Consider the following 24,314-nt stretch of genomic DNA (forward strand, 5'->3'; position numbering starts at 1 on the left):
ATTAGTAAGGATTTTAAGCCTATTTACGTTTCGTAACATACCTAGTGTTTTTCACACCAACTTACTTAGCCTCAGAAATAACTGTTACACAAGCATTCACCAAAGGTAACAGCGGCCCTAATTGTTCTTGTCCATTTACGGCTAAATCGCTGTGACATAAATAAACTCTCTCGGATACACGAGAAAGTAAATCTGTCAAGATCCTCCGCAGTCGTTCTTCTTCTGCCAATTTCTCATCTTCTGCTGTCCAAGGTTCGCCTAACCTATCTTGCAGGAAAAACGGCGCACCAAATAACGTCGCTGCGCCACCTTTGGCCCAAAGAGGTGAACCAGCATCCAGCCAAAAATGCCAACGGTGCGATCGCCTGCTAGACCGATATTGAAATATAGTTGCTAAGGTGACGGACTTTCTGGCTCCACCAATAGGGCGTACAGGGTAAGGGTTGGCAGTGATTGTACCGCGTCGCAGTAATTGAATAAATTCGATAATAGTTGTGTGAGGCGTTGTCTCAACTGGGGCAATTTGTCGTAACCTGGTGTCAATTTCCCAGTAGTGTTGGGCGGTTTCTAATAATTCCCGCAGTGCTGCTAGTTGTTCGTAGGGAAGATTGCTACCATTCCACAAGAAGCGCTGAATTGCTCTGTCTAATAGGGAAATGGGACTGGGAATTAACCGCAGTTCTTGTTGCGATCGCTGCTGTTCTAACCACTCCAATATCTCATTATAGGCTGTAGTCGCCGCATAGCCGATTCTATCCCAGCGCTCGAAGGCTGACACTGGTAGCAAGTTGGGGCGATCGGGATGGGGTACAAAGCAGTAATCTGCTATCAAACCAGCGCGTACCGGATCAATATTGGTAGAGACGCGATTCATCGCGTCTCTACTGGAAATGCTATGAATCGCGTCTGTACTGTTTTCTGGTAGTTGTTGCTTTCTACTCAAGACAACTAACATTTCTGCCACGGCATCCCGATCTACGAGGCGACCCAAGCCGGGATAAACTAGTGCCAGCATGGTGAGTAAGGCGCGAATGACGGGTGAACTAATTAGGGGACGTTGGTCATTGAGCGATTCTACTTGGATGTTTTGCTTGACGAGGATTTCTACTAGAGTATAACGAGCGATCGCATCTAAACCTGGTGCAATAATCGCTACTTCTTCTGCTTGTACTTGCTGCGATTGGATAGCATCAGCAATTACCTCTGCTGTTTGTCGCAATAGTTGAGCGCGGGAGGTGGTTTGAATGGAATGCACAATCTCAGGTAAACTAACCAACACCATTGGTTCTGTGACTAATTCCACCATCTGTTTAGCTTGTTCTCCCAGAGACTCTGGAGGCGGCTCGCTTAAGATTTCTACCCGACAACGCTTTGCTAACCCTTCTAAATATTTGGGATCTGCTCCCAATCCCAATCGCACTGCACCGTCAGGATTGTAGCTAAACGCGCCAATTGCCCCTTGATCTAATAGCAATTCAAACAAAAGACGCGCTACGCTAGGATAATCGTCAACATCATCTGCCAATACTGCTTGATAGCGTTTAGTTAGGTGCTGTTGGTAGTTGCGATCGCTTAATAAATATTGACTATAGAGTTCGGTAATAATGCCATAAGTTAGTAACCCCCTCTCTAAACACCAGTTACGCCAATCAATGAGCAAAGATGCCAAAAATTCCGGCTCTAAAGTTGTAGTATTTTCCCCCAGACCCCTTGTCAGAATCTGGGCAATATCTTCGCAATGTACACCACTGTAAGCAGCTAATTGCAATAAGTCTAAAATGCGACGCACCAAGCGCGACTCATTCACTCCCGCAACTCGTAAAATTTCTTCGTTTAATTGGGAACGCCAGAGTTTGGTTGCTAACTCTTGTTCCGTTTCTGGCCGTAACCTTACCGGAAACTGGGCCTTCAGGTTCAATGAGTTAATTAGCAACGGCCAAAATAAAATAACCTCATCTTGGAAAAAGCCTAGCGGTGTCTTGGCACGTACCGGATATTTCCCCAATGTGGATGTAACAATAATATCTCCCAACTCTCGGCGATTATCATCATTAGCAGCTAAGACTAAAACTCCTGGCTCTGTTTGTTTAAGATATAAAAATTCGGGTATACGCTCGCCTTTTTTACGTGCTTGTTTATTAGTATAAAATAATTCAGTATGCTGCTTCTCAGGTTGTACCCAACTACAAAATTGCTCTACCAAGCGAGCCGTCTTACCAGTGCGACTAGTGCCAACAATCCAAACTGAATGAGAAACCACAAACTTTCTCCTTGTAGATTTGCTAATATACCTCGTGGGTTAACTTAAGGTTAAGAATCACCAAATAATGCTGGATGATTGTTTCCAATGAAAAATTCTGTTTTTAGCCAAAAAATCTATTCTTTTTTACTTGCTGCTTATCGATGGTACTTACAGACTCCTGAACGTTCTTTACATGAAGCTTACGATGCAGCATTAAAGATTAAGGAAATAGAAGATAAGCATTTTAATGGTAATAAAATAGACATTGGTTCAGCCACGTACAGTAACAGCGTGATGGATTATTTTGAGTCAGACCTTAACAAGCTTTTAAAAATTGCTAAGATGCGGCTGACAGAGTTTAGAGCAAGCCGTTGGTTTCTAAATGAAGAGAATCAAAAAGCTGCTCAGAAAGCAGGTATAGAACATCCCAGTCCTTCTTTGGTTTTGGAAAAGCTAAACTTTATCGATCAAATTATATCTAAATACACCATAAGTTCCGATCAAATAACTTCTAATGCTTTAGCAGTCAAACCTCAAAATCTACCAATTAAATCTGCCATATCTGATGACAAATTGCTGCCCGTCAATACTCCAACGTTACCACCCAAAATACCAACTCAACACTCAGAGAAAAAACCAAAACCAAAGGGTAAAGTAGATACTACAGGCGTTCTACCCCGTTCTATTTTAAGTACTATCACTCGTCTGCAAGTTGAATTAGATCCTAATTCGGAAAAAGAAGTAATTCAGAATTTTCGTCAAACTCAAAGAAGAACAATAATATCTATCAGGTTTATTTTACTATTAATTATCATACCACTTTTGACGCATCAGATAGCAAAAGCTTTTGTCGTTGGGCCATCTGTTGAGCATTTTAGAAGTAGCGATCAGATGCAGATATTTATCAACTCAGAAATGGAAGAGGAAGCTCTTGAAAAATTAGAAAGATTTGAAGAAAAACTCAAGTTTGAAAATCTCATTATAAATGCTCCTCCACTTTCGTCTGAACAGATGGAAGTTAAAATGACAAACAAGGCTTTAGAGCTTGCTGAAGAATTTCGTCAAGAAAGCTCTAATGCGATCAAAAATGTTTTTGCAGATATGTTCTCAGTTGTTGCTTTTATCTGGCTTTTGCTTGTTAGCAAGTCTTCTATTGCTGTAGTCAAAGATTTCTTTGATAATATTGTCTATGGACTTAGTGATAGTGCCAAGGCATTTATCATCATTTTATTTACTGATATATTTGTAGGTTTCCACTCTCCTCATGGCTGGGAAGTACTGCTAGAAGGTGTATCACGTCATTGGGGATTACCAGCAAATCGGGATTTTATTTTCTTATTTATTGCTACATTCCCAGTGATTTTAGATACCATTTTCAAATATTGGATATTCCGATATTTGAACCGGATATCGCCTTCGGCAGTTGCGACTTATCGTAATATGAATGAATAGGGAATAGGGAATAGGGAATTGGGAGCTAAATTATTTGGTTTTTGAATTTGAGGGAAGTGGGATAATCTCAAAAACTTTGAATTTTGATGAAAAAGACACTTGCTGAGTTAGAAAAGTTTAGCAAATTTATCGCTATTGGCTTACCTGTCTTTTTGTCGATTTTCCTGGTGCGAATACAATCTTTCGCGCATCAGGAGCTTAGACCGCCTGAATGTCAGGTGAAAAAGTGGGATATACCAGTTTCATTGACTGCTGAAAACCAAAAAGCACCATTAATTAAGAGATTACCAGTTACTTGTTGTCAAGGTGATACATCTTGCTTGGATGAACTTCTCTATGGAGAAATACCAGACAAAAAGGCGCTATTGAGCGCGATCGCTCGGAGTCTCCAATACTTGCAAACGGCTAATGCTACGACTGCTTATCAGAACTACCAGGTGGTTGGAATTACACGCGATCGCGTCTTCAAAAGCTTGAAAAGATTCCGCGAACTCGTCTTGACAACTAATTCTGCAACAGAATTACATCAAGCCATCGAGCGAGAATTTGTTCTTTACCAGTCAGTCGGTAAAGATAACCAAGGTTCTGTTTTATTCACCGCCTATTATGAACCGATTTACGCAGCCAGTCGCGTCCCCACACCAGAATATCGCTATCCTGTTTATCGATTACCTCCTGATTTAAACTCTTGGCCTAAGCCGCATCCAACACGAGAGGAGTTAGAAGGAGCAGATGGTTTACAAGGTGCAAAAGGGAAATTACGAGAATTAGAGTTGTTTTGGTTTCGCGATCGCCTTGAACCATATTTAGCTCAAATTCAAGGTTCGGCGCGACTTCAGCTTCCCGATGGTACTCAGACAACAATCGGCTATGCGGGTAATATCGCTTATAACTACAAAAGTATTGGGCGAGAATTAATCAATGATGGCAAATTACCACTAGACGGTGTAACTATGCCAACTATTCTCGACTATTTCCAAAAGCATCCCCAAGAATTAAATATTTATATTCCGCGCGATCGCAGTTTTGTTTTTTTTCAAGAAAATCACGGTGAACCAGCTCAAGGTTCAATCAACGTACCCCTAACAGCAGAGCGTTCTATCGCTACAGATAAATCTCTTATGCCTCCTGGTGCTTTAGCGTTGATTCGCGCTTCTATTCCTTTCGCTAATCCTACCGGAAAACTGGAGGAGCGTATCGTTAGCCGCTATGTTCTTGACCAAGATACTGGCGGCGCAATTAAAGGTGCAGGTAGGGTAGATTATTTTTTAGGTACTGGGAAATTAGCAGGCGATCGCGCTGGTGTCACAGTCAGCAATGGACAATTATTTTATTTACTACTCAAGTCCAAAAATTAAACCCACTCGCATTTTCATACTAAGAATCCCGACTTCTTAAAAAAAAGCCGGGATTCTTAGCCTTTCGGCATTAATCAAACGCTTAGGGTAATTACGAATTACGAATTACGAATTACGAATTACGCTTCTATATCCATATCACCATCATCATCGTCATGATCGTAAGGGATATCATCAAGGTCAATCATTTCTGAAATTTCTTCTACTTCATTTAGATACTCAGATTCTTGATGTTCACGCTCGATTAGACGACCAGTTGACTTTAGCCATTCCAAAAGAATAAATTCATTACTTGTACGAATTACAGGCGCTCGTTGGTTACGAGGTTCTTCACGTAAAGGACTAATAGGCATAAAAAAGACTCACTTTGAATTATGGATCGCTGTACAAAAACAAAAAATTGTACATTTAAGGTTAAAAGGCTCGTTAGGCAAGACTTTTATGAACAAATAAAATATGAACTATTGAGTTTTTTATTCTCTTGTCCGTCTACTTACTTACCATTAAAATGTCTTTGCGTCAGCCTTAATCATAAATCTTAAAGCGGACACAATCTCACAAAGCATTTGGTACCTTGGCGAGAGTTTCATACATATCAGAGGGCAATGCAGACAATCTGTTCGCTACAGCGACTGCATCAGCTAAGTTGCTAAATTGACACCGGACAATCTCTTGTCCGTTTCCAGAAGGAAATCGCTTTCTAGCTTTGTTAGATACAGCACAAATAATCGCTAAAGCTTTGGCGAACCCATCTTTTGTCAAGATTGTTTCTTGAGCGAACCCTTCAACAGGGATAAGACAAACCTCAAACCGATAGCCAGGTCTGGGAGAAACGGCTATATCGATATAAGGTTTATCTTCTTTTCTGATCCTGCGTAAATATTTGGCTGTGGAATTAGTATCATGCAAATCAGTCCCAAGGGCGTAAGTAAAGAAACAATCTTCTGTGAGGGACTCAGGACGAGTAATTATATCCGTTGGCATAAGTTTAAGTACTATCCGTATGTTGTCTGTGTTTGTGACACACTAAACTTGTCCGTTCTTTTTAGCATATTTTTTGAAAGTGAGAGGTATCCGTTTCACGCCAGGTATTGCAATACAGTTCTACTCACTAAAAATTTCAATTTTTGCAATCCTTAAAGACTTTCATCTTTAAAGGATAAATTTGCAATATAAACTGACAAAAAACACCTCCAGAAGCAAAGTTTGTAGAGATTTAGATTCGGAGAGGTGTCTACATAGTCAGTTACATGACCGAAAATATTTCTCAACTATTTTATCATAACATAGTTGACGGTTGAACTTTTTTCAACTATGTCTGACCCATAGATGCAAGGTCAACAACAGCATTAAGTTGTATTCAATTCCGATTTTTAGATAATTGAAAACACACAGGATGAATAGTTAGTGCGATCGCATCATCTCATCTAAGAATCCGAATAAATTATTTCCAGGACTGTTACTGAACCCATTGAGTGGATTGGCAATAGCTGAGAGAATTATTGGTATAACATCATCTGCAAAAGTATTCCCAAAGCCTTTTACCAGTGGGATACGTTAGAAACTGGGGTAAATTTGTAACAAATATGTCGTAAATTGTAATATACAAGAAAAAGATAACACCTCACAAAAAGGTTACTTGGAGGAATAAAATGTTTTCTATAGAACTTGTAACTACGCGCTCAAGCATTGGCTCGCGTTTCTACTGGATTCCCCAGCCTCTAATTGAGGCAAAAGCACTGATATAGAAAGAGTTTAGGAGAACTATGGCAGTTATGGTTTAAAGCTTGAAACCTAGTTTCTCAAACCATGCATACTTACCTTATTAAACCAAAATTAATATTTTATTAATTTAAATTATTAATAGTTTGTATATAATGTAAGACTTTACTACGAACTTCATAATTCTATTACAAATGAATGTTCAATCATGTTAAGTTCTAAGTAGATGTAAACTTTTAGACAACTAGCCCTCAAGTACACCATAGGAAAATTAGCAAATGTCTAGACAAAGTTCTCACAAGAGAAACTTTTTCAAAGCTTTAAATGGTAGCGCTGTCAAAGGATCTCATAAGTTAAGACTAGGACTGAAATCCAGTTTATTCATTCTGATTGAATCTATACCTTTTTTGATTGCTTGTGCTGTACTTGTAAGCGTTATCAGCCTAAAAAGTCCTATCCTGCTCTTTTGTTTACTCGTTGGTAGTTTAATTGCACTCATCACCCAGCAAATTGGGCAGCAGTTTCATTTACCCAGGCGATCGCTAATATTATTGCAAATTCTAGCAGCAGCCATCATCCTGAGTTTTTATTGGTTAGACTGTTTTGCAGCCCCTGCCCAAGCACAGTTTTTTGGGGAAGCTGAAAAGTTTTTCAAAAAAACCTTAAGTGATGGTTCAACAACCAATAGTGGTGGTAGCAACACAGCTGTAAGTTTGATATTTAATGTGTTGCGGGCGATTTACTTACTATATATTGCAATCTCCCTGGTTGGTGTGATCAACGCAGTGCGTAAAGATGAAGATTGGCAAAGCATAGCCAGAACTCCCCTATTAGTCGTTGTTGCTGTTACTATTGCTGATGTACTCACACGCTTTGTAATTGGCGATAGCAGTAAATAATTCAGATATTTCAAATGTCTCAAGAGCGGGAACAAGAATTTCGTCCAGTTAATCAGGTTCTGGGAAGCCAACCTTCTCTAGGGCCCATCCCTGCCGATCAAATTCTTCCTTGGACGGTGATTGCCTTAGCATCCTACTTTATTATCAATGGGATTTTTGGGGGTCTTTTCCAAGAAGAGTTTCAAAAATGGTTGTGGACAGTACTAATGACTGGTTGGGGAATAGGAACCTGGTGGATTTTAACTGGTGGTAGGAGTTGGAGTTTTTTAAGTAAATTTATTGGCGTTCCCGCTTGGACAAGAGGCTTTGCTCGTTATCAAAGCTTACTGGAAGTTAACCATGAAGCAAAAAATCGGAAAACAAAGCGTCGGCATAGCCGGAAACGAAAGTAGATTAACACCATTTGAAGATGCTTTACACTTGGCGACAATGTTACGTGTCGCCTTGAATGGACGCGATATTGGCGCGTACCTTTTGACAAAAGGCACTCAAAAAGATCGGTTTTGCTTTGTTTTTGGTTTTGACTGTAAGGGAATTCATACTACTTTAAGACCCGAACAAATCGATACACTTTTTAATAACATTGAAGCTGGATTAAAAGATATCCCTAGCGGTGAAAGAATGACGCTGCATTTGGGATCTTTTAGTTCCGACAAAGAGCGCCAAAAAGAATTAGCATCACTAATCAAAAATGCGCCATCACGAGATATCAAATACTTGTTGATGGCAGAAAGAGCCAGAGTCAAAGAACTGACTGTTTCTGGTGTTCGGAAGCCAAAATTTTTGAGGATTTATGTCACTTACACCATTGAATCTAACTCGCAACATGCAGATGATTGGATAGAGAAGCTTTTAGTCAAAGCTGAAGCATGGTGGTTGAAATTCAAAGGTGAACTCTCAGAAGTAGAAAATCAGCGCATCGAAACCCTAATCACCAATGCTTATAAGCAGGGTTTTCTGCGCTGGGAACAGATTTTATCTAACCAAATGGGATTGGATATCAAACCTTTGACAGCAGATGAACTCTGGAAAGAGGTCTGGAAAAGGTTTAATGATACAGAGGCAATAGAGATTCCTCAGTTGATGACCTTAGATGAACAAGGACTGCATGAGGAAGTTAATTCAGATTTAGCTAGTACTAAATTGCTGATAGACAATATCCACGGCACAACTTTGCTGATGGAGTCTAGCGTACCTTGTGCCGATCGCCGTTGGGTTAATGTTAACAATCGTTATATTGGCGCACTGTCATTTCTCGAAAAACCCGGAGGTTGGCCAAATAAATCTTCCCAACTACGATATTTATGGGAACTGTTGGCTAGAGAACGAGTAGTAGATACAGAGATTTTTTGTGAGTTGACTGCCGCAAATCCAGCAATGGTAAAAACGACTTTGCAACGAGTGCTGAAGCAGTCAAACATGACGACAATCATGGCTCAAGAAAAAAGTAAAACCATTGATGTCAACGCTCAGTTGAAGCTGAAAAAATCGGTAGCGGCGCAAGAACAATTATTTGAAGGTGCAGTTCCGATTTATACGAGTATTGCTATTTTGGTACACCGTCCAACTGTCGAAAAATTAGATGAGGCAACAAGGTATATTGAAAACTGCTTTCAACGTCCAGCAAGGGTAATTAGGGAAACTGAATATGCCTGGAAAATTTGGCTGCAAACTCTACCGATAGTTTGGGAAGGTTTATTAGCAACACCCTTTAACCGTCGTCAGCTATATTTAACCAGTGAAGTTCCCGGATTAATGCCTTTAGTTTTAACTAAACGGGGCGATAAAGAAGGCTTTGAATTGATTGCCGAAGAAGGCGGAACACCCGTACATTTAGATTTGTTTAATCAACACAAAAACTTAGCTTTGTTTGCGACAACTCGTGCTGGTAAATCTGTGTTGGTATCAGGGATTTTAACTCAGGCATTGGCACATGGCATTCCTGTAGTGGCGTTAGATTTCCCTAAACCTGATGGTACATCAACTTTCACAGACTACACAGAGTTTATGGAGGGGAATGGAGCCTATTTTGATATTTCCAAACAATCAAATAACTTATTTGAACAGCCAGATTTGCGATCGCTAGAACCAGAACAACAGCGCGATCGCTTTAACGATTATACCGCCTTCCTAGAATCAGCTTTAATGACAATGGTTTTAGGATCGTCCACTGAAAGTCAAATTTTATCGCAAACAGTGCGATCGCTACTCAACCTAGCTTTAGAAGCCTTCTTTACAGATGAGGGCATCAAAGAGCGATATCGACAGGCGATGATGGGAGGATTCGGCACTCTGGCTTGGCAGAAAACCCCTACCTTAAAAGATTTTCTCTATTTCTGCTCGCCAGAATACTTGCAGCTAGATTCTTTAAGTGGCAGAGTAGAAGACGCTCTGAGTCAAATTCAGCTACGCTTGCGGTTTTGGCTCTCTAGTCGAGTGGGACAAGCTATTTCTGCACCATCTAGCTTTCCTACTGATGCACAACTGTTAGTTTTTGCTCTGAGAAACTTATCAGATAGTGAAGATGCAGCCGTACTATCCTTGAGTGCCTATTCAGCAGCATTACGACGGGCATTAAGTAGTCCAGCTTCTATATTCTTTATTGACGAAGCACCAATTTTATTTGAATTCGAGCAAATCTCTGACTTGGTTGGCAGAATTTGTGCCAACGGTGCTAAAGCAGGTATCAGAGTCATCTTATCAGGACAAGATCCTGATACCATTGCCAAATCTAAAGCTGCATCTAAAATTTTGCAAAACTTGACAACACGACTGATTGGACGGATTCAACCAGTTGCAGTGGATAGTTTTGCAGATATCTTAAAATATCCCCGCAACATTATTTCTCGTAATGCTTCAGAAAGCTTTTTTCCCCGCAAAGAAGGTGTCTATAGCCAATGGTTATTAGATGATAATGGTATTTATACATTCTGTCGTTATTATCCAGGTTATGAACAATTGGCAGCAGTTGCTAATAACCCATCTGAACAAACTGCCCGGAGTAAAATGATGCAACTCCACAACAATAAATATGAAGCAATTTCTGCCTTTGCACGCCAGTTAGTGGCTACTTTACGTAGTAGTTAATCGTGGAGTTTATCATGGACATCTCCGTCGCCCGTAAGCAAAGGCGGACAAGATATTCACCGCAATGGGCGCTCATATTACCCAACCTACAAGAATTTAATTTTGTTTTGCAACTTTCTTGTAAATCTCTAAATCCTACTTACAGCAAACTTAATTGCATCTACCTTTTTCAGGTACAGAAATATGAGAAAAACTACCATTTTTACTTTGACATTGCTATCTTTGGCAATCCTACCAGCAATGGCACAAATTCAGACGGGCGCATTAGGCCAGGTTTGGACTGATTTTCAATCATATTCCACAGATTTGCAAAACTACCTTCAATATAATCTGAGCGACAACTTAAAGCCTGTAGAAGTACAGAGTCAAAATGCTCTGAGTAATGCCAGAGGAGAATTGAATATACCTAACCCTGTTATCGCTGGGCAAAGAGTTCGTGATAATTTGATTCTCTACTCTTCTAATTCCGACTCAAGAGCGGGTCGCTTTGAGAATAATTCAGCAGTGCGGGGAAATTTAGTTAGTAATGAACTTAATCGGGTAATTACCCGTGGAGTAGCGGTAGGGATTCTTGGTGAAAAGGGACAAATTCGGACAAAATCAAAGTTAGAAAATACAGAGAGAAGTCTACAAGATATTGCCGGATCAAACGATGCCGATAACCAGATTAATAGCTTTAAGAATAAATTAGAGAGTACTGGTATTGATACAGCTGCTAAACAGGTTATAAGTATTGCCGACAATTTACTAGGTCAGGGCTTATTAGCATTGTTAACTACCAACCAAGAAACCATTAAAATCCAACAAGAACAATCGAAAATCGTAGCTGAAACATTTGCTCAGACATTACAAAATAATCAGTCTTTGCAATACTCGAATTTAAACTTGGCAAATATTTCTCAGCAGGCAGAAGAGACAAATCGCGCTCGAAGAGTAGAAACATCAACCGAAGCCGCGAGACTTTTGCGGGCAACTTCTCAACTAGATTTGTTTGGCAGAAAGCTGAATAATTGAAATTTAAAATTGAGAAATCTCAATTATTCTGATTCTAGAAAATACTTTTTTTTAAAAGACAGTTACTTAACTGAACATGCAACTTGCTATTCAACAAATATTTGCCCAAGTAGGCATTGATGAGATTCTTGATAATGGTGCCGCAACCTCTCAAAGTATTGCCGAAGGTTGGGATAAGCAATGGCTAGATTTATTACAAAACAACAGCAGTAATAACTTGTATGGAGCGCTGACAAATCTGGGTATTTTTTTTGCGGTAGGAACCCTGTTGTTTTTCATGATACAATTCCTCAAAGACTTACTATCCTATGAATATACCCGTCCCATATCAGCTTTAATTTGGCCTTTTATTGTGGTGATTCTCTTAAGTAATTCAGCCAATGGAAGTATTCTTTCTAATCTGACACTAGGAGTGCGGAATTTTCTAAACACTGTGAATCAGCAAGTCGTGGTATCAGCAGACGCAGACAAAATGTACCAGCAAGCACTGAATATGAGTGTTGCCGAAGAAGTAGCTGGCTCTTTGCTGCGTCCTTGTCAATCACTGACTGGCGAACAACAAAGTCAATGCTTTGTGAAAGCTGCCGAGAAAGTTAACATTCTTTGGCAAAAATATAGAGATATATATGGAAATAAAAATTGGATAATTAGACTACAAACTAAAGTAGATAATATTAGATATGGCACTGGGATTGTATCAGAAACCTCATTTAATTCTTTATTAGGTTCTACAGTGCAAACGAGTATCAAAAACTTTTTAGTTTCGTTACAGTATGCCTTCCAGAATTTGATAGAAGCTACGATGTTGCTGATAGCAGCTTTAGGGCCAATAGCTGTAGGTGGGTCTTTACTACCTGTCGCGGGGAAACCAATCTTCGCATGGCTGACTGGATTTTTATCTATTGGAATCGCCAAAATTTCATTCAATATTATTGCGGTACTGACTGCCGCAGTTATTGTCAATGGGCCAGGTCAAGATGCTAATGTTGATCCAGATTTAATGTGGTTTATTATTTTTCTAGGGATTTTAGCACCACTTTTATCCTTACTTGTAGCTGCGGCTGGCGGTTTTGCAGTCTTCAGTGCTATTAGCAATACGGCTTCTTTAGTGAAGGAGAGGATATAAGCAACTCAAAATTTTCAAAGAAGAATCTATTCTAAGTATTGGCTATTTTCCCGACTGCCGACTATACGCAAATCATCATATATAATGGCTGAAGTTTTTTGCAGGAGGAGATGAATAAATGGTGCGTCTACTAGAAAAAAGACAAAGAACGGGAAGTGTTTTGACAATCTTTGCGATCGCGTCCTTCAGTTTACATGTATTAGTTTTACTTTTATTCATATTTCAAGGGCTAAATATTCGCCAACTTAGTCTGAGAAAACCTCCCAACTTTGTGCAATTAATAGATGGTAAACCAGTAGGCAATATTGATGATTTAGCAAGAGAACCAGAAGCAATCCGTCGATTCATCAGCAAAACGATGATCTCAATGTTTACCTGGTCGGGAACCTTACCACCACAAAATATCGAAGAAGTTGCAAATCCTAAAGCAGATTTAGGAATTCTAATTAGAACACCCCAAGGTAGTAGCCAAAAAATTAGTACTAGCACTTGGATAGCAAGTTTTGCCTTATCAGAAGACTTTCGCAAAGGTTTCTTAAGCACAGTTGCAGAAATGACCCCGCCAGAAGTTTTCTCGGAAAATCCTAACCAAGTTATGACATCACAATTAATTATTAAGCGAGTGTATCCACCAAAACAAATTGCACCAGGTAAGTGGCGAGTGGGGATGGTAGCCGACTTAATTCAAAAAAATCGAGTTGGTGGTGAAAAAATCGTCACTCCTTTTAACAAAGATTTCCTTGTCCGTGCAGTAGATTATTTTGGTAATCCCCAAGCCAACAACGGCACAGACTTGCAAAAAGCAATTTATAGTGTCCGCACTGATAAACTAGAAATTTATGAAATTCGTAATTTATGTTTGCTAGATGGGTATAACAACCTTAACGAAGATAATTTAAAGCAATGCAGTGCTGGATAAACCTCTGATAGCTTTATAAAATAAGAGATTTTTAATTCACTGAGTCATAGTTCAATTTATATAATCAATTATTAATGCAATTACTTAAACCAGAAAATAAGAGAAATAGCCCATTACCACTCTTGGCAGTAGGAACATTTGGTTTACATGTATTAACCTTGCTTTTACTAATATTTCATGGGTCTATGTTACAACAGTTAAGTCGGCAACTTACACCTCGAAGTTTGGTACAACTTGTTGATGGTCGCACTATCACAGTAGATGCTCAACCAAATTTAGAGCGACAGCCAGAGGCTATTCGGCGCTTTGTGGCTGAAACGATGAGCTTAATGCTTAACTGGTCACAACAACAACCACCTACACAGGTCTGGGAAATTACTTCTCAACTGGTAGCTGATGATTTTAAACAAAAACTTAAGTCAGAAATTACTAATTTAAATCCAGATAGTCAATTTGAAAATGTTAGTAGAGGAACTGAGAATGTATTAGTCATCCAAAAAATTTCTCAACCAACAGAAATCAGTAAGGGAAACTGGAAAGTAGAGATGTTTGCCAATCAATTAATTTTTAGCGGTTATGATAGGTTGGGAAAATCAGTTTCGTTTAATAAACAAATTTTAGTCAGAGCAATAGATGAACCAGCAACTTCACTACCAAATGCGCCACTACCGACGCACTTCGCAGCTTACCGCCTTGGTGAAGCCAGATTAGAAATTTATAATGTCTGTGAAATCCAAGATAAAAATTGTTCTGGAAATCCCAACCAAGCTTTACCATGACTCGATACTCAATTCCTGCCCAAACGCCTCCTCAAAATGGATTTGCTCTAACCACAGACGATCGCCAACAAGAAGTAGAATCTTTTGATTGGGAATCACGGATATCAAGGTTGGTCGGCTTTGAAGAAGAATCTTCTTCTGGCGATCCTCAAGGATTGGAAGACTCTGCAATGCCGCAAGAGTCTCCTTATCAACCACAAGAAGTTCAGACTAAGCAACCCCTCTCATCTAATCCCTTTGCAAAATTAGGCTTGGTAGGGGCTGCTACTTTAGCGATCGTTTTGGTGGGTGGTGTGTTTTTATCCCAGTTGATGGGTAGCAGCAATCAGAAGCCAAAAAATATTGTTTCCCCGCCTGTACGTGAGCAACCAATTAATGAATCGACCTCTCAACAGCTAGCAGTCGAAGTAGATAGTCTGAAAACGAAATTAGCCCTGACTGAACAAGCACAGTTGGTAAGAGCCGCCCAACAACAACTCAGAATTGCCAAATCAACGCCTAAAGTAGCCTTACGAGAACCATCAATTTCTTCTAGAGGTACACAGAAAGTGATCCCAACACCCCCACCAATAGCTTACGCACCTCGAACAGTGACAGTTGAGCGCATTGTTAAAGTACCTGCTTCTCAACTGCCATCACCCCAACTACCAGTTGTGAAGCCAAATACTCAACCCGTAGTTAATATAACTCCACCAGCTCCACCAAATCCATTAGAAGAGTGGACAAAATTATCAAAGTTAGGTAGCTATGGTCAAGTCAATGCCAACGAGCAACCTAATAACACGGTAGCGGCTTCTGAACCTCCAAACAATCCACAGCCGCAGCAACAAACACCAAACCCCAATCCTGAGCAAACTCCACAACAGCAAACTCCTGCTCCTCTAGTCAGTCAAGGGCAACAGCAGGGACAAAATTCTGTAGCAGTAGGAAGTAGTGCCAAAGCTGTGTTGGCGACGGCAATATTTGGGGAAACTACCAAGTCAGGCGGTGGTGGTGGTGATACAGGTGAACAGAAAAACGTATTTGTGGTTCGATTGAAAGAACCGCTAAAGTCTACCGATGGTGCGATCGCTCTACCTGCAAATACCGAATTCCTAGCTGAAATTAGCTCCCTCTCCGAACAAGGTCTTTTGCAGATGAACGTAGTCAAAGTTGTCTCGCAAAATAATGGCAACCCCATAGAACGAAGCTTACCTAACAATGCAATTATTATTCGCGCTACCCAAGGTCAACCTTTAATCGCAAATAAATTTCCCAGTCAAGGTTCGTCCATAGCATCGATGGATTTAGGACTATTCGTTTTGGGAGGTATTGGGAAAGCAGCAGAGTTAATAAATCGTAGTGATACTGAACTGCAACCACTTACTTCACAAACTACCGTTGACGGCAACACCAGTAGCAGCACAACTCTTACTACTGTCACTAAAAACAGACGCGATATCGCAGCCGGGGTTGTAGAAGGTGGTTTGAACTCTGTAGTCCCCCAAATTGCCCAACGTAATCAACAGGCGATCGCCCAAATGTCCCAGCAAACGAATATTTGGTTTTTGCCAGCCGGTACAAATATTGAAATATACGTTAATCAAGTAACTCAGTTTTAAGAGGTAGGATTTATACCAATTTTAAATTTGCATTGGGTAATGGTAATTAAGTAATTAGTTTTCTTGCCATCTTCCCTATCTTCACCTGTTCTATCAATCTCCTAATTTGCAACCATGAAAAAGAATATTTACTTGTCAGGAAATAACTCACGTAATTCTTATTTCCTACCTCTAGCTTCCTTAATTTTCTCGGTTGCTATGTTATTGTTGCTAGGACGTGCTGGTGCTAATAATGCTGTTCTGCGTTCCATATTTTCCTGTCAAGCGCAGGGTTTAGGTGGACTAATACCTACAATCAAGATTTGGTATCAACAAGGAACAAACTTAAGTTTTATTCCATCTGGAGAAGTAATTAAAAAAGTTTGGTTAAACGATCCATCACAAGTAACTCTAGATTTTGATGGCCCTGTATGTATGCAGTTTGGTCAAGAAGCTAATACTAATATAGGAGATTGTAAAAACTCCGCAGCAAATGTAATTCAACTCAGACGAATTAAAAAGCTAAATATTCCTGGACTTCCTCTTACTAAGAATACACTTTTAACAGTTGTTACCGAAGCGCAAGGTAGAAATAAGCTATATACTTTTCGAGTGATTTATGGGACAGATAATCCTGAATATCACACTTTAGCAATTTTTTCCGATCCTTCTGGTCAAGAAGGAGCTTGTGCGAAAGTTCCACGATAAACTTCAAAAGTAGCACTCAACAACGACTGAAGTTTAGCTTTGACAAAAAGTGCTGATGCTTACGGATATCTGCATTGTGGCTTTCTAAAATTCTTGCTTTAATGGGCAACTCTAAAAGAAGAGAGGCTACAAGGGTTAGGTATATTTTTGTTAGCTCTGTATTCCATACAATTGAGAACCGCAATACACCGCTATTAGGGTAAAGAATTATGAATGAGCAGCGTTGTATTTCAATCAATTGAAAAATGCTATAACTTAACCATATTGGCTTAAGTAAGTTGTCACAATAAAATCAAACTATGTAAATAAAAATTAACTAGGCTAAAACCCTTATACCTATCGCCTTTTACCTTTTACCTATTGCCTTATCCCAACGACAATTATTTACGCCCAACTTACTTAATCAAGCATTTTAAGCCGACATCTTTATAATTCTTCAGATAAAAATCAAGCACAAATTCAAAATCTGTGTAATTATAAAGAAAAGCTTAAGAGGTTACAGACTCATGGTGACTGCGAAAATGATGCAACAGCTTTGGGCTGTAATTGAGTCTACCCAGGTCAACACCCTGCTCCATTTTGACGATGCTGCTTTAGTACAATTACTCCTCCAGCAGTTAAAAGCGAAGCAGGTTCTTGATGCCCAGGCAGATAGCAGCCTTAATACTTATATAAAATCCAAACTGCCTCTCATTCGTGATACGGCTGAAGGTCGGTTATCCTTCGGGCAAGGCGGCAATCATTAGCGCGAGAAATCGATTGCTCACTGCCAAGCATACGCTCAGAGTTCAAACAGTTGAATATTATGAATCACTGGCTAGTAATCGCCCTAGTAGCTTATCTAATTGGAGCCGCAATAGAAGGGGTGAGTACAGCCAGCCAGCTATCTCGTTCAGTGCCAGAACTAGCTAAAAGTACACAACAAGCTCACCCTTCAGAGTCTGCCACTGGAACCAATTCTACTTTGCGAGTTGTGGCCGCTATCGCTTCAGTAAGTATCTGTGGAGCTTTTTTCTGGCCTTGCCGCCTCATCCACCGTTTAATGAAAGGGAACGTTAATTCATAAACTTAAGCCTGGCTGAAGCTGGGGACAAAATATATCTATTTGCGGTTGGTAAATTATGCAGTTTGTTCTGGTTCTGTCGCTACCTTTTGCCCAATTTTTGGCTCGGTACCAGCAAACAGTCGTTCAATATTAGTGCGATGGCGCAAAATTACATATAATCCACCGGCAATCCCAAAAAGAATATAGGGTAACGGTTGATGCAAAATTACCATGAAAATGGAAACAGCGATCGCACCTACAATTGAACTCAGAGAAACAATCCGCGATATCGCCACAACGACGGCAAACACACCGGCTGTTCCTAAACCTATCTGCCAACTCATGGCCAATAAAATCCCCAAGCTGATAGCAACAGATTTACCACCAGTAAAGCCCAAAAAAATTGATTTACTATGTCCCAGAATGGCAGCTAACCCAGCGAAGGTTACTACCCACGGTTGCCACACTTGTGCATCTATCGTTGGAGGGATAAAATTTTGACTAGAGGCAAACTTGAATAACCAGTAAACTAGAGCGATCGCTAATACTCCCTTTAAGGAATCAAGTATTAAAACGAATGCTCCTGGCCCTTTCCCCAAGGTTCTTAGCACATTAGTTGCGCCAGTGGAACCTGAACCAACTTCCCGAATATCGATACCCTTTAACTGCTTCACAGCAATATACCCAGTGGGAAAGGAACCCAGCAGGTAAGCTATAAGCACTATTACGCCGCACAGACTTAACCAGATAGCCATAATAAAATTTAAAAATCTAGAGAAATACCTTTTAATTCCATTTCTTGAAAGAAGATAACTACATACTAAAGAGGCAATTCATAAATTGCCTCTACATAAATAAAGTCCAGTTTTACACAGAATTGGTACGACCAATGACCAATGACCAATGACTAATTAAAAGTCATCATCATAGTTTCTCACGGTTTTGGGGTCAGGAGCAAAAGCTAACCACAGAGGAAATTGCAGCAGTGACAAACTGATTTGCTCTTCTGAATCGTCAATGATAATTAAGGGCAGTTGATTGGCTTTCGTCAATCGGTCTGCTTTCTGAGCGAGAGCATCAGAAGCCTCAAATAATACTACACCCCGGTCTGGGCCAAAATCTGGGCGACCGATTCCCAGACAATCTTGTAAGCCACGCCGCCATTCACCTAATCGCTCTGGTGTATTAGCTAAAACTAAAGTACGAATGCGATCGCCATACAGCTTGTGTAATATCGAAATTGCAGCTGAGGCAATCAGAATATTCTGTAAGCGGCTACCCATTGTCCGCAAACCACCCCGTCCCCCTTGGGTAAAAAACCAATTCGAGACTCGCTCTGCATGGATTGGTTCAAAGGTTCGGCGTAGTTGCCATGCTGGGCCGTAATAATCTGGTTTATTGCGGTATTGGTCGATTAGGCGGCGAATTTGCTTTGTAGTATCTTGAAACTGCTGTTGGGCAAATTGCGGTATTCCAGATTGGGGTTCAACAGGTTTAGCCTCTTTTACAGCAGGTTTTTCTCGTTCCACCACAGTTGGTGTTAGTTGCAACTGTTCGGCAGCAACGGCTAAATCCTGTAAGCTACCCGTGAGATAGTCTTTAAAACCCTGCACCCGAATTGCCAAGTCTTGGGATGTACCAGCAAAAGTGGTTCGCATCTCGTTGCGGATACGTTCTTGACGGCGTTCTAGTTGTTCTACAGAAATTTGCAGGGTTTGTTTGCGTTGTTCTAACTGTACCAACGACTCTTGCACAAGTCGTCCCAGTGAGGTTTGAGTTTCACTCACTTGTGCCTGAAGGTTTTTATAAGAAGCTTGCAGCTTAACTATTTCTTCCTTGAGGGCTGCTTCAGCGTTTTGCAACTCTGCTACTCGCTGCTCTGCTTCTACATATAATGAATGATTTTCTGATTCTATTTCTGACCCCAGTGCGGTATATACTGGTTCCGACTGCGCTACAAACTCGCCATTTGAATTTTCTGTTAGCTCTACTGTAGTATCTACCACTTCTGCATTGGAGATGAGTGGCTCAAAAGTTGCGTAGTTTTCTGATGAGCTAACGCCTCCTGTTTCTCCCACTGACTCAACAGATGGATTGACTGGATGTTCAACTGCATTGTTTTGCTCTTCTTTTTCTGCCAACCGCTCATCAATTGGTTCTGGGGTTTGAGATGCCTCTGGGTTCATAAACAATAGTGTAATTCCTATGACGCGAATAAATAGCTTTCAGAAATATTACAATTAACCTGCCATAAAAGTCCTGAGTTATGAGGGCTGAGTTATGAGTTTAGATCAAAAGGACTCAGCACTCGTGGCACTCAGCACTAAATACGCGGACAACGTTGTTCTAAGCAAGTTTTCAAGGTGTTGGGGTCAAATAAAATCGGCAAAAAGTGAATACTTTTAATTTCTTTAAAGTAAAACAAAATGGGGACTCCATTCCAGAAGATCCGCCAGTTTTGCCATTCCTGGTAGGGAAAGCGCCGAATCAATTTTTCATTTCTGTAAATATCTAAGTTGGTGACGGTAAATTGCAAACGCAGCGTTAACGCCTGAAACATGAGAAATAAGCCAAACAGTGTGAAAACAGCGCCTATCCACGGTTGTACCAACAGTAGTGGAATAGCGGTAATCACCAACACTATAGGTATATTGTAACTAGGCTTGAGTTCCACAGTTGATGTGGAGTTAGGAGCAAATGAACTGGTCACAGTTTTGAATCCTGCTTTATTAGTAAACATATCTCTTATTTTAGAAGTCAGAAGTAGAGATGCGATTAATCGCTTCTCTACAGGAGTGATGAGTTAAAACTCCTCACTCCTAAATACTCACTTCTCACTTTTATAAGCCTTTCAAAAATGCACTGCCAAGTCCTTGGAACATTAGCCAAGAAAGAAAGAAGTTGCTAACAAATATAATTAGCAAGGCAGTCACAACAGCAGTTGTGGTTGACTGTCCTACTCCTTTGGCTCCTCCTGTTGTCGTCAATCCCCAACTGCAACCAATTACGGCGATTAAAATCCCAAAGCAACATGCCTTCAGCATGGCGCTAATAATATCCCAGATCCCAAGAAAGTTACGGGCTGAGTCTAGAAATACCGTATCAGATAGGTTATAGACATTTGTTGCAATTATGAATCCTCCGAACATCCCTGTTATCAAAGACAGGAGGGTTAAAATCGGTAGCATTAAACAGCAAGCAATAACGCGGGGAATAACCAGATAATCGATTGGATCTGTTTTTAACATCAACATGGCATCGATTTGTTCTGTGACTCGCATGGTACCGATTTCGGCTGCAAAGGCAGAACCGACTCGCCCTGCCAAAACCACTGCTGTTAACACGGGAGAGAGTTCTCGTGTTAACGCTATAGAAAGCACCCCCCCGATAATGTTTCCTGCACCAAAGTTGATAAATTCTCGTGCCACTTGAATGGTAAACACTGCGCCGACGAAAATAGCCGTCAATAGGGCAATAAATAGAGAATCTGGCCCAACTGCTGCCATTTGTTCTAAGGTGTTGCGCCGATGGATTTTGCCCCTCAATAGGTGAACTAGTACTTGCCCACCCAGAAAAATCGCTGCCAGCAATCGCTGGCTCCATTCTCCTAAACTGGATTTGGATGTAGTCTGGTTCAATGTTCTATAGCTAACTCGGTAACTGCCTTAAGAATAGCGGAAGTCGTTGGGATAGGGAATGGGGAATTGGGAATTGGGCATTGGTCAATAGTTCTTTTTCCCCTGCTCCTTCATCCCCCTAACTCCCTGCTCCCAAAGAGGCTGAATATTAACTTAGATTAAAAATGCTCTCAGGAAAGAAAGCTATTATTAAAGGTGCTGCAAACCAATAAATAGGTGTTAATCTTATTTTAAACCTTTATTTTGCAAGGCTTTTAGAGATTTAAGACATTTTATTATATCCCCAGCACGTGTTGTAACTGGTAGCCATTTCTTTTAATGAAAACTTAAGATTCTTGACAGATTGTTTGCTTAGGAGCGATCGCACGTATTGTAGAAAATGACAAACCGCTATCTAGCTATTGTCATCTCTACTCACGGAGTTTGTCCTAAATGACTATTTTCATTAACTTTCTCCGCTCCTTACTACTGACGATCATATTTAGTTTTGTCGCTCCCATCTTCTTCGTTGGCGGTGGACTGCTCCTTTTATCCCTTATGGGTTCCTTTCCGGGTTTACAAGAGTTAACTGAGGCGATCGCCACTGAGATTATACGTTTTCTCGCCACCTTTGGCAGTGGGACTCCCCTGCGTGGATTATTTGTAATTAGCTTGACCTGTAGTTTCGTCGGGTCACTGTTTGATACTTATGTTTACTATCGGTATCAAATTTTACGAATAGACTCCTGAATGATGTGAATAGTCTTCGTCAGGTATTCATGGGCTGTACAAGAGAGGAAAAATTGAGATTTCCCAAAATGAAAGTATTACTTGTCTTAACCTAAACAGGGATTAGTGTTGCTGAATGAAATTTTATTCATTAAATTGAGTACCGAAATTACTAATTAAATACTTATTGTTAATTAGTTATTAGTTATTAATTACTAATAAATGTTCCGTATGCCCGACTGTAGTAAACCAATCCTAAAACAGTCAAAAAGCTAGTAAACTAAGGGCTTTGAAACTTTGAATTATGCAAAATAGCTAAAATAGTCTGTGCTAAACAACCACATTGGACGCTAAACTAGAGTTTGGCATTTTGTGTTGGCTGCAATCTTTAAGGAATTTATTAGTATTCATCGAGAATATCAAATAAAACTCACTGCAAAATATAAAAACTTCCTTAAAATCCTGATAAACATAATGCCTGCTCATGTTTCTTAACAGAGCAAAGAAGGTCGTCTGACCTCTGGGGATCTTATATTGAGTTTATTACGAGGAATGTTTACAGCTCATGGTTTGGCCGTTTAAGCCCAAGTTTAGAAAACAAATTGCGCGGATTGAAATTACTGGTGCGATCGCCGGTGCGACTCGCAAACGCGTCCTAGAAGCACTGAAAACTGTAGAAGAAAAAAAATTTCCGGCATTATTGCTGCGGATCGATAGCCCTGGAGGTACAGTCGGAGATTCTCAAGAAATTTACAGCGCCCTGAAGCGTTTGCGCGAAAAAATTAAAATCGTCGCTAGCTTTGGCAATATTTCGGCTTCTGGAGGTGTCTACATCGGCATGGGAGCAGAACACATCGTATCTAACCCAGGTACAATTACGGGTAGTATTGGTGTGATTTTGCGTGGCAATAACTTGGAACGCTTGCTAGAAAAAATCGGTGTTTCCTTCCAGGTAATTAAGTCTGGCCCTTACAAAGACATTTTGGCTTTTGATCGGCAGCTGACTCAACCAGAAGAAAACATCTTGCAAGAGTTGATTGACACAAGTTATCAGCAGTTTGTCCAAACGGTAGCTGATGGCCGTTCTTTAACAGTAGAAGCTGTAAAAAGTTTCGCCGATGGTCGGATTTTTACTGGACAGCAAGCCCTAGAATTGGGTGTTGTAGATCGCCTGGGCACTGAAGAAGATGCCCGTCGCTGGACAGCAGAACTGGTCGGACTTGATCCGGAAAAAACTCTCTGCTATACCCTAGAAGAACGTAAACCCTTATTGAGTCGTCTTCTACCAGGAAGTCGTCAGGTTTCATCAGGAATTCGATCTGGAATTGATTGGCTCGAATTTGAAGTCTCTACTAGTGGTTTACCTCTGTGGTTATATCGACCCTAGCTTGAGTTAGGAGTTAGGAGTGAGAAGTTGAGAGTTTGAACTCCTAACTCCTAACTCCTAACTTCTAACTCCTAACTTTTATCTTTTTAGGAGGATTTTGGCGTGGAGTGGCAAATGCGGGCTATTCGTGGAGCAACAACTGCTTCAGAAAATACTGTTGAGGTAATTCAAGAGGTAGTTACAGAACTACTGGATGAATTGGAAAATCGGAATCAATTTCAGCCGACAGACATGATTAGTGTGACTTTCTCAGTGACACGCGATTTGGATGCGATTTTTCCAGCTGCGATCGCTAGAGCGCGTCCTGGTTGGGATAATGTGGCGATGTTGGATGTGCAGCAAATGCACGTAGAAGGTAGCTTACAGCGCTGCATTCGGTTCTTAATCCACGCCTATCTGCCAGCCTCCGCCTCAATTCATCATATTTATTTACGCAATGCCGCTAGCTTGCGTCCCGACTGGAGTTTGCCTCAGTCTTTACAAACATCACAGCCAGTAGTGAAGTCAAAAGTGTAAATTGAATCATAAAGAGTACATTTTGCTTCTCTTACGAGACGCTACCACGTTAAGCGAAGCTATGCAGTTCGCGTAGCGTGTCGCAGACAAGCCTCTCGTTCGCATTAGCGTCTCTGAAAGAGAAGAGAAGGCTC

General features: G+C 40.5%; 23 protein-coding genes. 16 read left to right on the forward strand and 7 right to left on the reverse strand.

Annotated elements, in window-relative coordinates; all coding sequences use genetic code 11:
- Positions 1-61 precede the first annotated feature (61 nt).
- Entirely contained in the window at positions 62-2,260 is a 2,199-nt protein-coding gene (locus tag GNF10_RS06850) for a recombinase family protein (RefSeq protein ID WP_185586724.1), read from the reverse strand.
- Positions 2,261-2,338: 78 nt separating this feature from the next.
- Between GNF10_RS06850 and GNF10_RS06855 the strand changes: the two genes are divergently transcribed.
- Positions 2,339-3,694, forward strand: coding sequence for a proton extrusion protein PcxA (locus GNF10_RS06855; protein WP_185586725.1), 1,356 nt, complete (start codon positions 2,339-2,341; stop codon positions 3,692-3,694).
- 86 nt (positions 3,695-3,780) lie between these two features.
- The gene (locus GNF10_RS06860) at positions 3,781-5,052 is read left to right on the forward strand and encodes a murein transglycosylase A (RefSeq protein ID WP_185586726.1); all 1,272 of its coding nucleotides are present in this window, start codon (positions 3,781-3,783) and stop codon (positions 5,050-5,052) included.
- Positions 5,053-5,171: 119 nt separating this feature from the next.
- Here GNF10_RS06860 and GNF10_RS06865 read toward each other — a convergent pair whose 3' ends face one another.
- A complete protein-coding gene (locus tag GNF10_RS06865) occupies positions 5,172-5,405 on the reverse strand; it encodes a DUF3134 domain-containing protein (protein WP_114082879.1) in 234 nt (77 codons plus the stop codon).
- A 202-nt stretch (positions 5,406-5,607) separates the two neighbouring features.
- Complete coding sequence (locus tag GNF10_RS06870; RefSeq protein ID WP_179074149.1) at positions 5,608-6,036, reverse strand: hypothetical protein; 429 nt, start codon at positions 6,034-6,036, stop codon at positions 5,608-5,610.
- A gap of 1,016 nt (positions 6,037-7,052) precedes the next feature.
- On the opposite strand from GNF10_RS06870, the gene GNF10_RS06875 reads away from it, so the two are divergent.
- From GNF10_RS06875 to GNF10_RS06925, 11 genes are all read left to right on the forward strand, one after another.
- Positions 7,053-7,673, forward strand: a complete 621-nt coding sequence (locus tag GNF10_RS06875; protein ID WP_185581645.1) for a hypothetical protein — start codon at positions 7,053-7,055, stop codon at positions 7,671-7,673.
- A gap of 14 nt (positions 7,674-7,687) precedes the next feature.
- Complete coding sequence (locus GNF10_RS06880; protein WP_114082875.1) at positions 7,688-8,065, forward strand: hypothetical protein; 378 nt, start codon at positions 7,688-7,690, stop codon at positions 8,063-8,065.
- The gene (locus tag GNF10_RS06885; RefSeq protein ID WP_185581646.1) at positions 8,013-10,760 is read left to right on the forward strand and encodes a hypothetical protein; all 2,748 of its coding nucleotides are present in this window, start codon (positions 8,013-8,015) and stop codon (positions 10,758-10,760) included. Before GNF10_RS06880 ends, GNF10_RS06885 begins: the two co-directional genes overlap by 53 nt.
- A gap of 183 nt (positions 10,761-10,943) precedes the next feature.
- Positions 10,944-11,774 (forward strand): hypothetical protein, encoded by an 831-nt coding sequence (locus GNF10_RS06890; RefSeq protein WP_185581647.1) that lies wholly within the window; start codon positions 10,944-10,946, stop codon positions 11,772-11,774.
- A 76-nt stretch (positions 11,775-11,850) separates the two neighbouring features.
- Complete coding sequence (locus GNF10_RS06895; RefSeq protein ID WP_163930188.1) at positions 11,851-12,900, forward strand: hypothetical protein; 1,050 nt, start codon at positions 11,851-11,853, stop codon at positions 12,898-12,900.
- Between the two features lie 118 nt (positions 12,901-13,018).
- Positions 13,019-13,819 (forward strand): hypothetical protein, encoded by an 801-nt coding sequence (locus GNF10_RS06900; protein WP_185585330.1) that lies wholly within the window; start codon positions 13,019-13,021, stop codon positions 13,817-13,819.
- Positions 13,820-13,893: 74 nt separating this feature from the next.
- Positions 13,894-14,598, forward strand: a complete 705-nt coding sequence (locus GNF10_RS06905) for a hypothetical protein (RefSeq protein ID WP_185585331.1) — start codon at positions 13,894-13,896, stop codon at positions 14,596-14,598.
- The gene (locus tag GNF10_RS06910; protein WP_185585332.1) at positions 14,595-16,199 is read left to right on the forward strand and encodes a TrbI/VirB10 family protein; all 1,605 of its coding nucleotides are present in this window, start codon (positions 14,595-14,597) and stop codon (positions 16,197-16,199) included. Before GNF10_RS06905 ends, GNF10_RS06910 begins: the two co-directional genes overlap by 4 nt.
- Positions 16,200-16,313: 114 nt before the next feature.
- Positions 16,314-16,886: a hypothetical protein gene (locus tag GNF10_RS06915; RefSeq protein ID WP_185585333.1), complete on the forward strand. Its 573-nt coding sequence runs from the start codon at positions 16,314-16,316 to the stop codon at positions 16,884-16,886.
- A gap of 506 nt (positions 16,887-17,392) precedes the next feature.
- The gene (locus tag GNF10_RS06920) at positions 17,393-17,632 is read left to right on the forward strand and encodes a hypothetical protein (protein ID WP_114082867.1); all 240 of its coding nucleotides are present in this window, start codon (positions 17,393-17,395) and stop codon (positions 17,630-17,632) included.
- Between the two features lie 59 nt (positions 17,633-17,691).
- Positions 17,692-17,952: a hypothetical protein gene (locus GNF10_RS06925; protein ID WP_185585334.1), complete on the forward strand. Its 261-nt coding sequence runs from the start codon at positions 17,692-17,694 to the stop codon at positions 17,950-17,952.
- A 53-nt stretch (positions 17,953-18,005) separates the two neighbouring features.
- On the opposite strand, the gene plsY is transcribed toward GNF10_RS06925, so the two are convergent.
- The 4 genes from plsY to GNF10_RS06945 all read right to left on the reverse strand — a co-directional run bounded on the left by plsY (position 18,006) and on the right by GNF10_RS06945 (position 21,569).
- Positions 18,006-18,686 carry a glycerol-3-phosphate 1-O-acyltransferase PlsY gene (plsY, locus tag GNF10_RS06930; protein WP_185585335.1) on the reverse strand — a complete coding sequence of 227 codons (681 nt, stop codon included), beginning with the start codon at positions 18,684-18,686 and terminating at the stop codon, positions 18,006-18,008.
- A gap of 156 nt (positions 18,687-18,842) precedes the next feature.
- Positions 18,843-20,117: a DUF3086 domain-containing protein gene (locus tag GNF10_RS06935; RefSeq protein WP_185585336.1), complete on the reverse strand. Its 1,275-nt coding sequence runs from the start codon at positions 20,115-20,117 to the stop codon at positions 18,843-18,845.
- A gap of 137 nt (positions 20,118-20,254) precedes the next feature.
- Complete coding sequence (locus GNF10_RS06940) at positions 20,255-20,671, reverse strand: DUF3119 family protein (RefSeq protein ID WP_185585337.1); 417 nt, start codon at positions 20,669-20,671, stop codon at positions 20,255-20,257.
- Positions 20,672-20,771: 100 nt separating this feature from the next.
- A complete protein-coding gene (locus GNF10_RS06945; protein WP_114082863.1) occupies positions 20,772-21,569 on the reverse strand; it encodes an MlaE family lipid ABC transporter permease subunit in 798 nt (265 codons plus the stop codon).
- Positions 21,570-22,001: 432 nt separating this feature from the next.
- Between GNF10_RS06945 and GNF10_RS06950 the strand changes: the two genes are divergently transcribed.
- The 3 genes from GNF10_RS06950 (at position 22,002) to aroH (ending at position 24,180) form a co-directional block, all read left to right on the forward strand.
- Positions 22,002-22,298, forward strand: a complete 297-nt coding sequence (locus GNF10_RS06950; protein ID WP_185585338.1) for a hypothetical protein — start codon at positions 22,002-22,004, stop codon at positions 22,296-22,298.
- Between the two features lie 544 nt (positions 22,299-22,842).
- Positions 22,843-23,664 (forward strand): signal peptide peptidase SppA, encoded by an 822-nt coding sequence (sppA, locus tag GNF10_RS06955; protein ID WP_163930209.1) that lies wholly within the window; start codon positions 22,843-22,845, stop codon positions 23,662-23,664.
- A gap of 102 nt (positions 23,665-23,766) precedes the next feature.
- A complete protein-coding gene (aroH, locus tag GNF10_RS06960) occupies positions 23,767-24,180 on the forward strand; it encodes a chorismate mutase (RefSeq protein WP_179074135.1) in 414 nt (137 codons plus the stop codon).
- The last annotated feature ends 134 nt before the right edge of the window (positions 24,181-24,314 follow it).

The organism is Nostoc sp. UCD121, from assembly GCF_014222285.1.
Taxonomy (GTDB): Bacteria; Cyanobacteriota; Cyanobacteriia; order Cyanobacteriales; family Nostocaceae; genus Nostoc.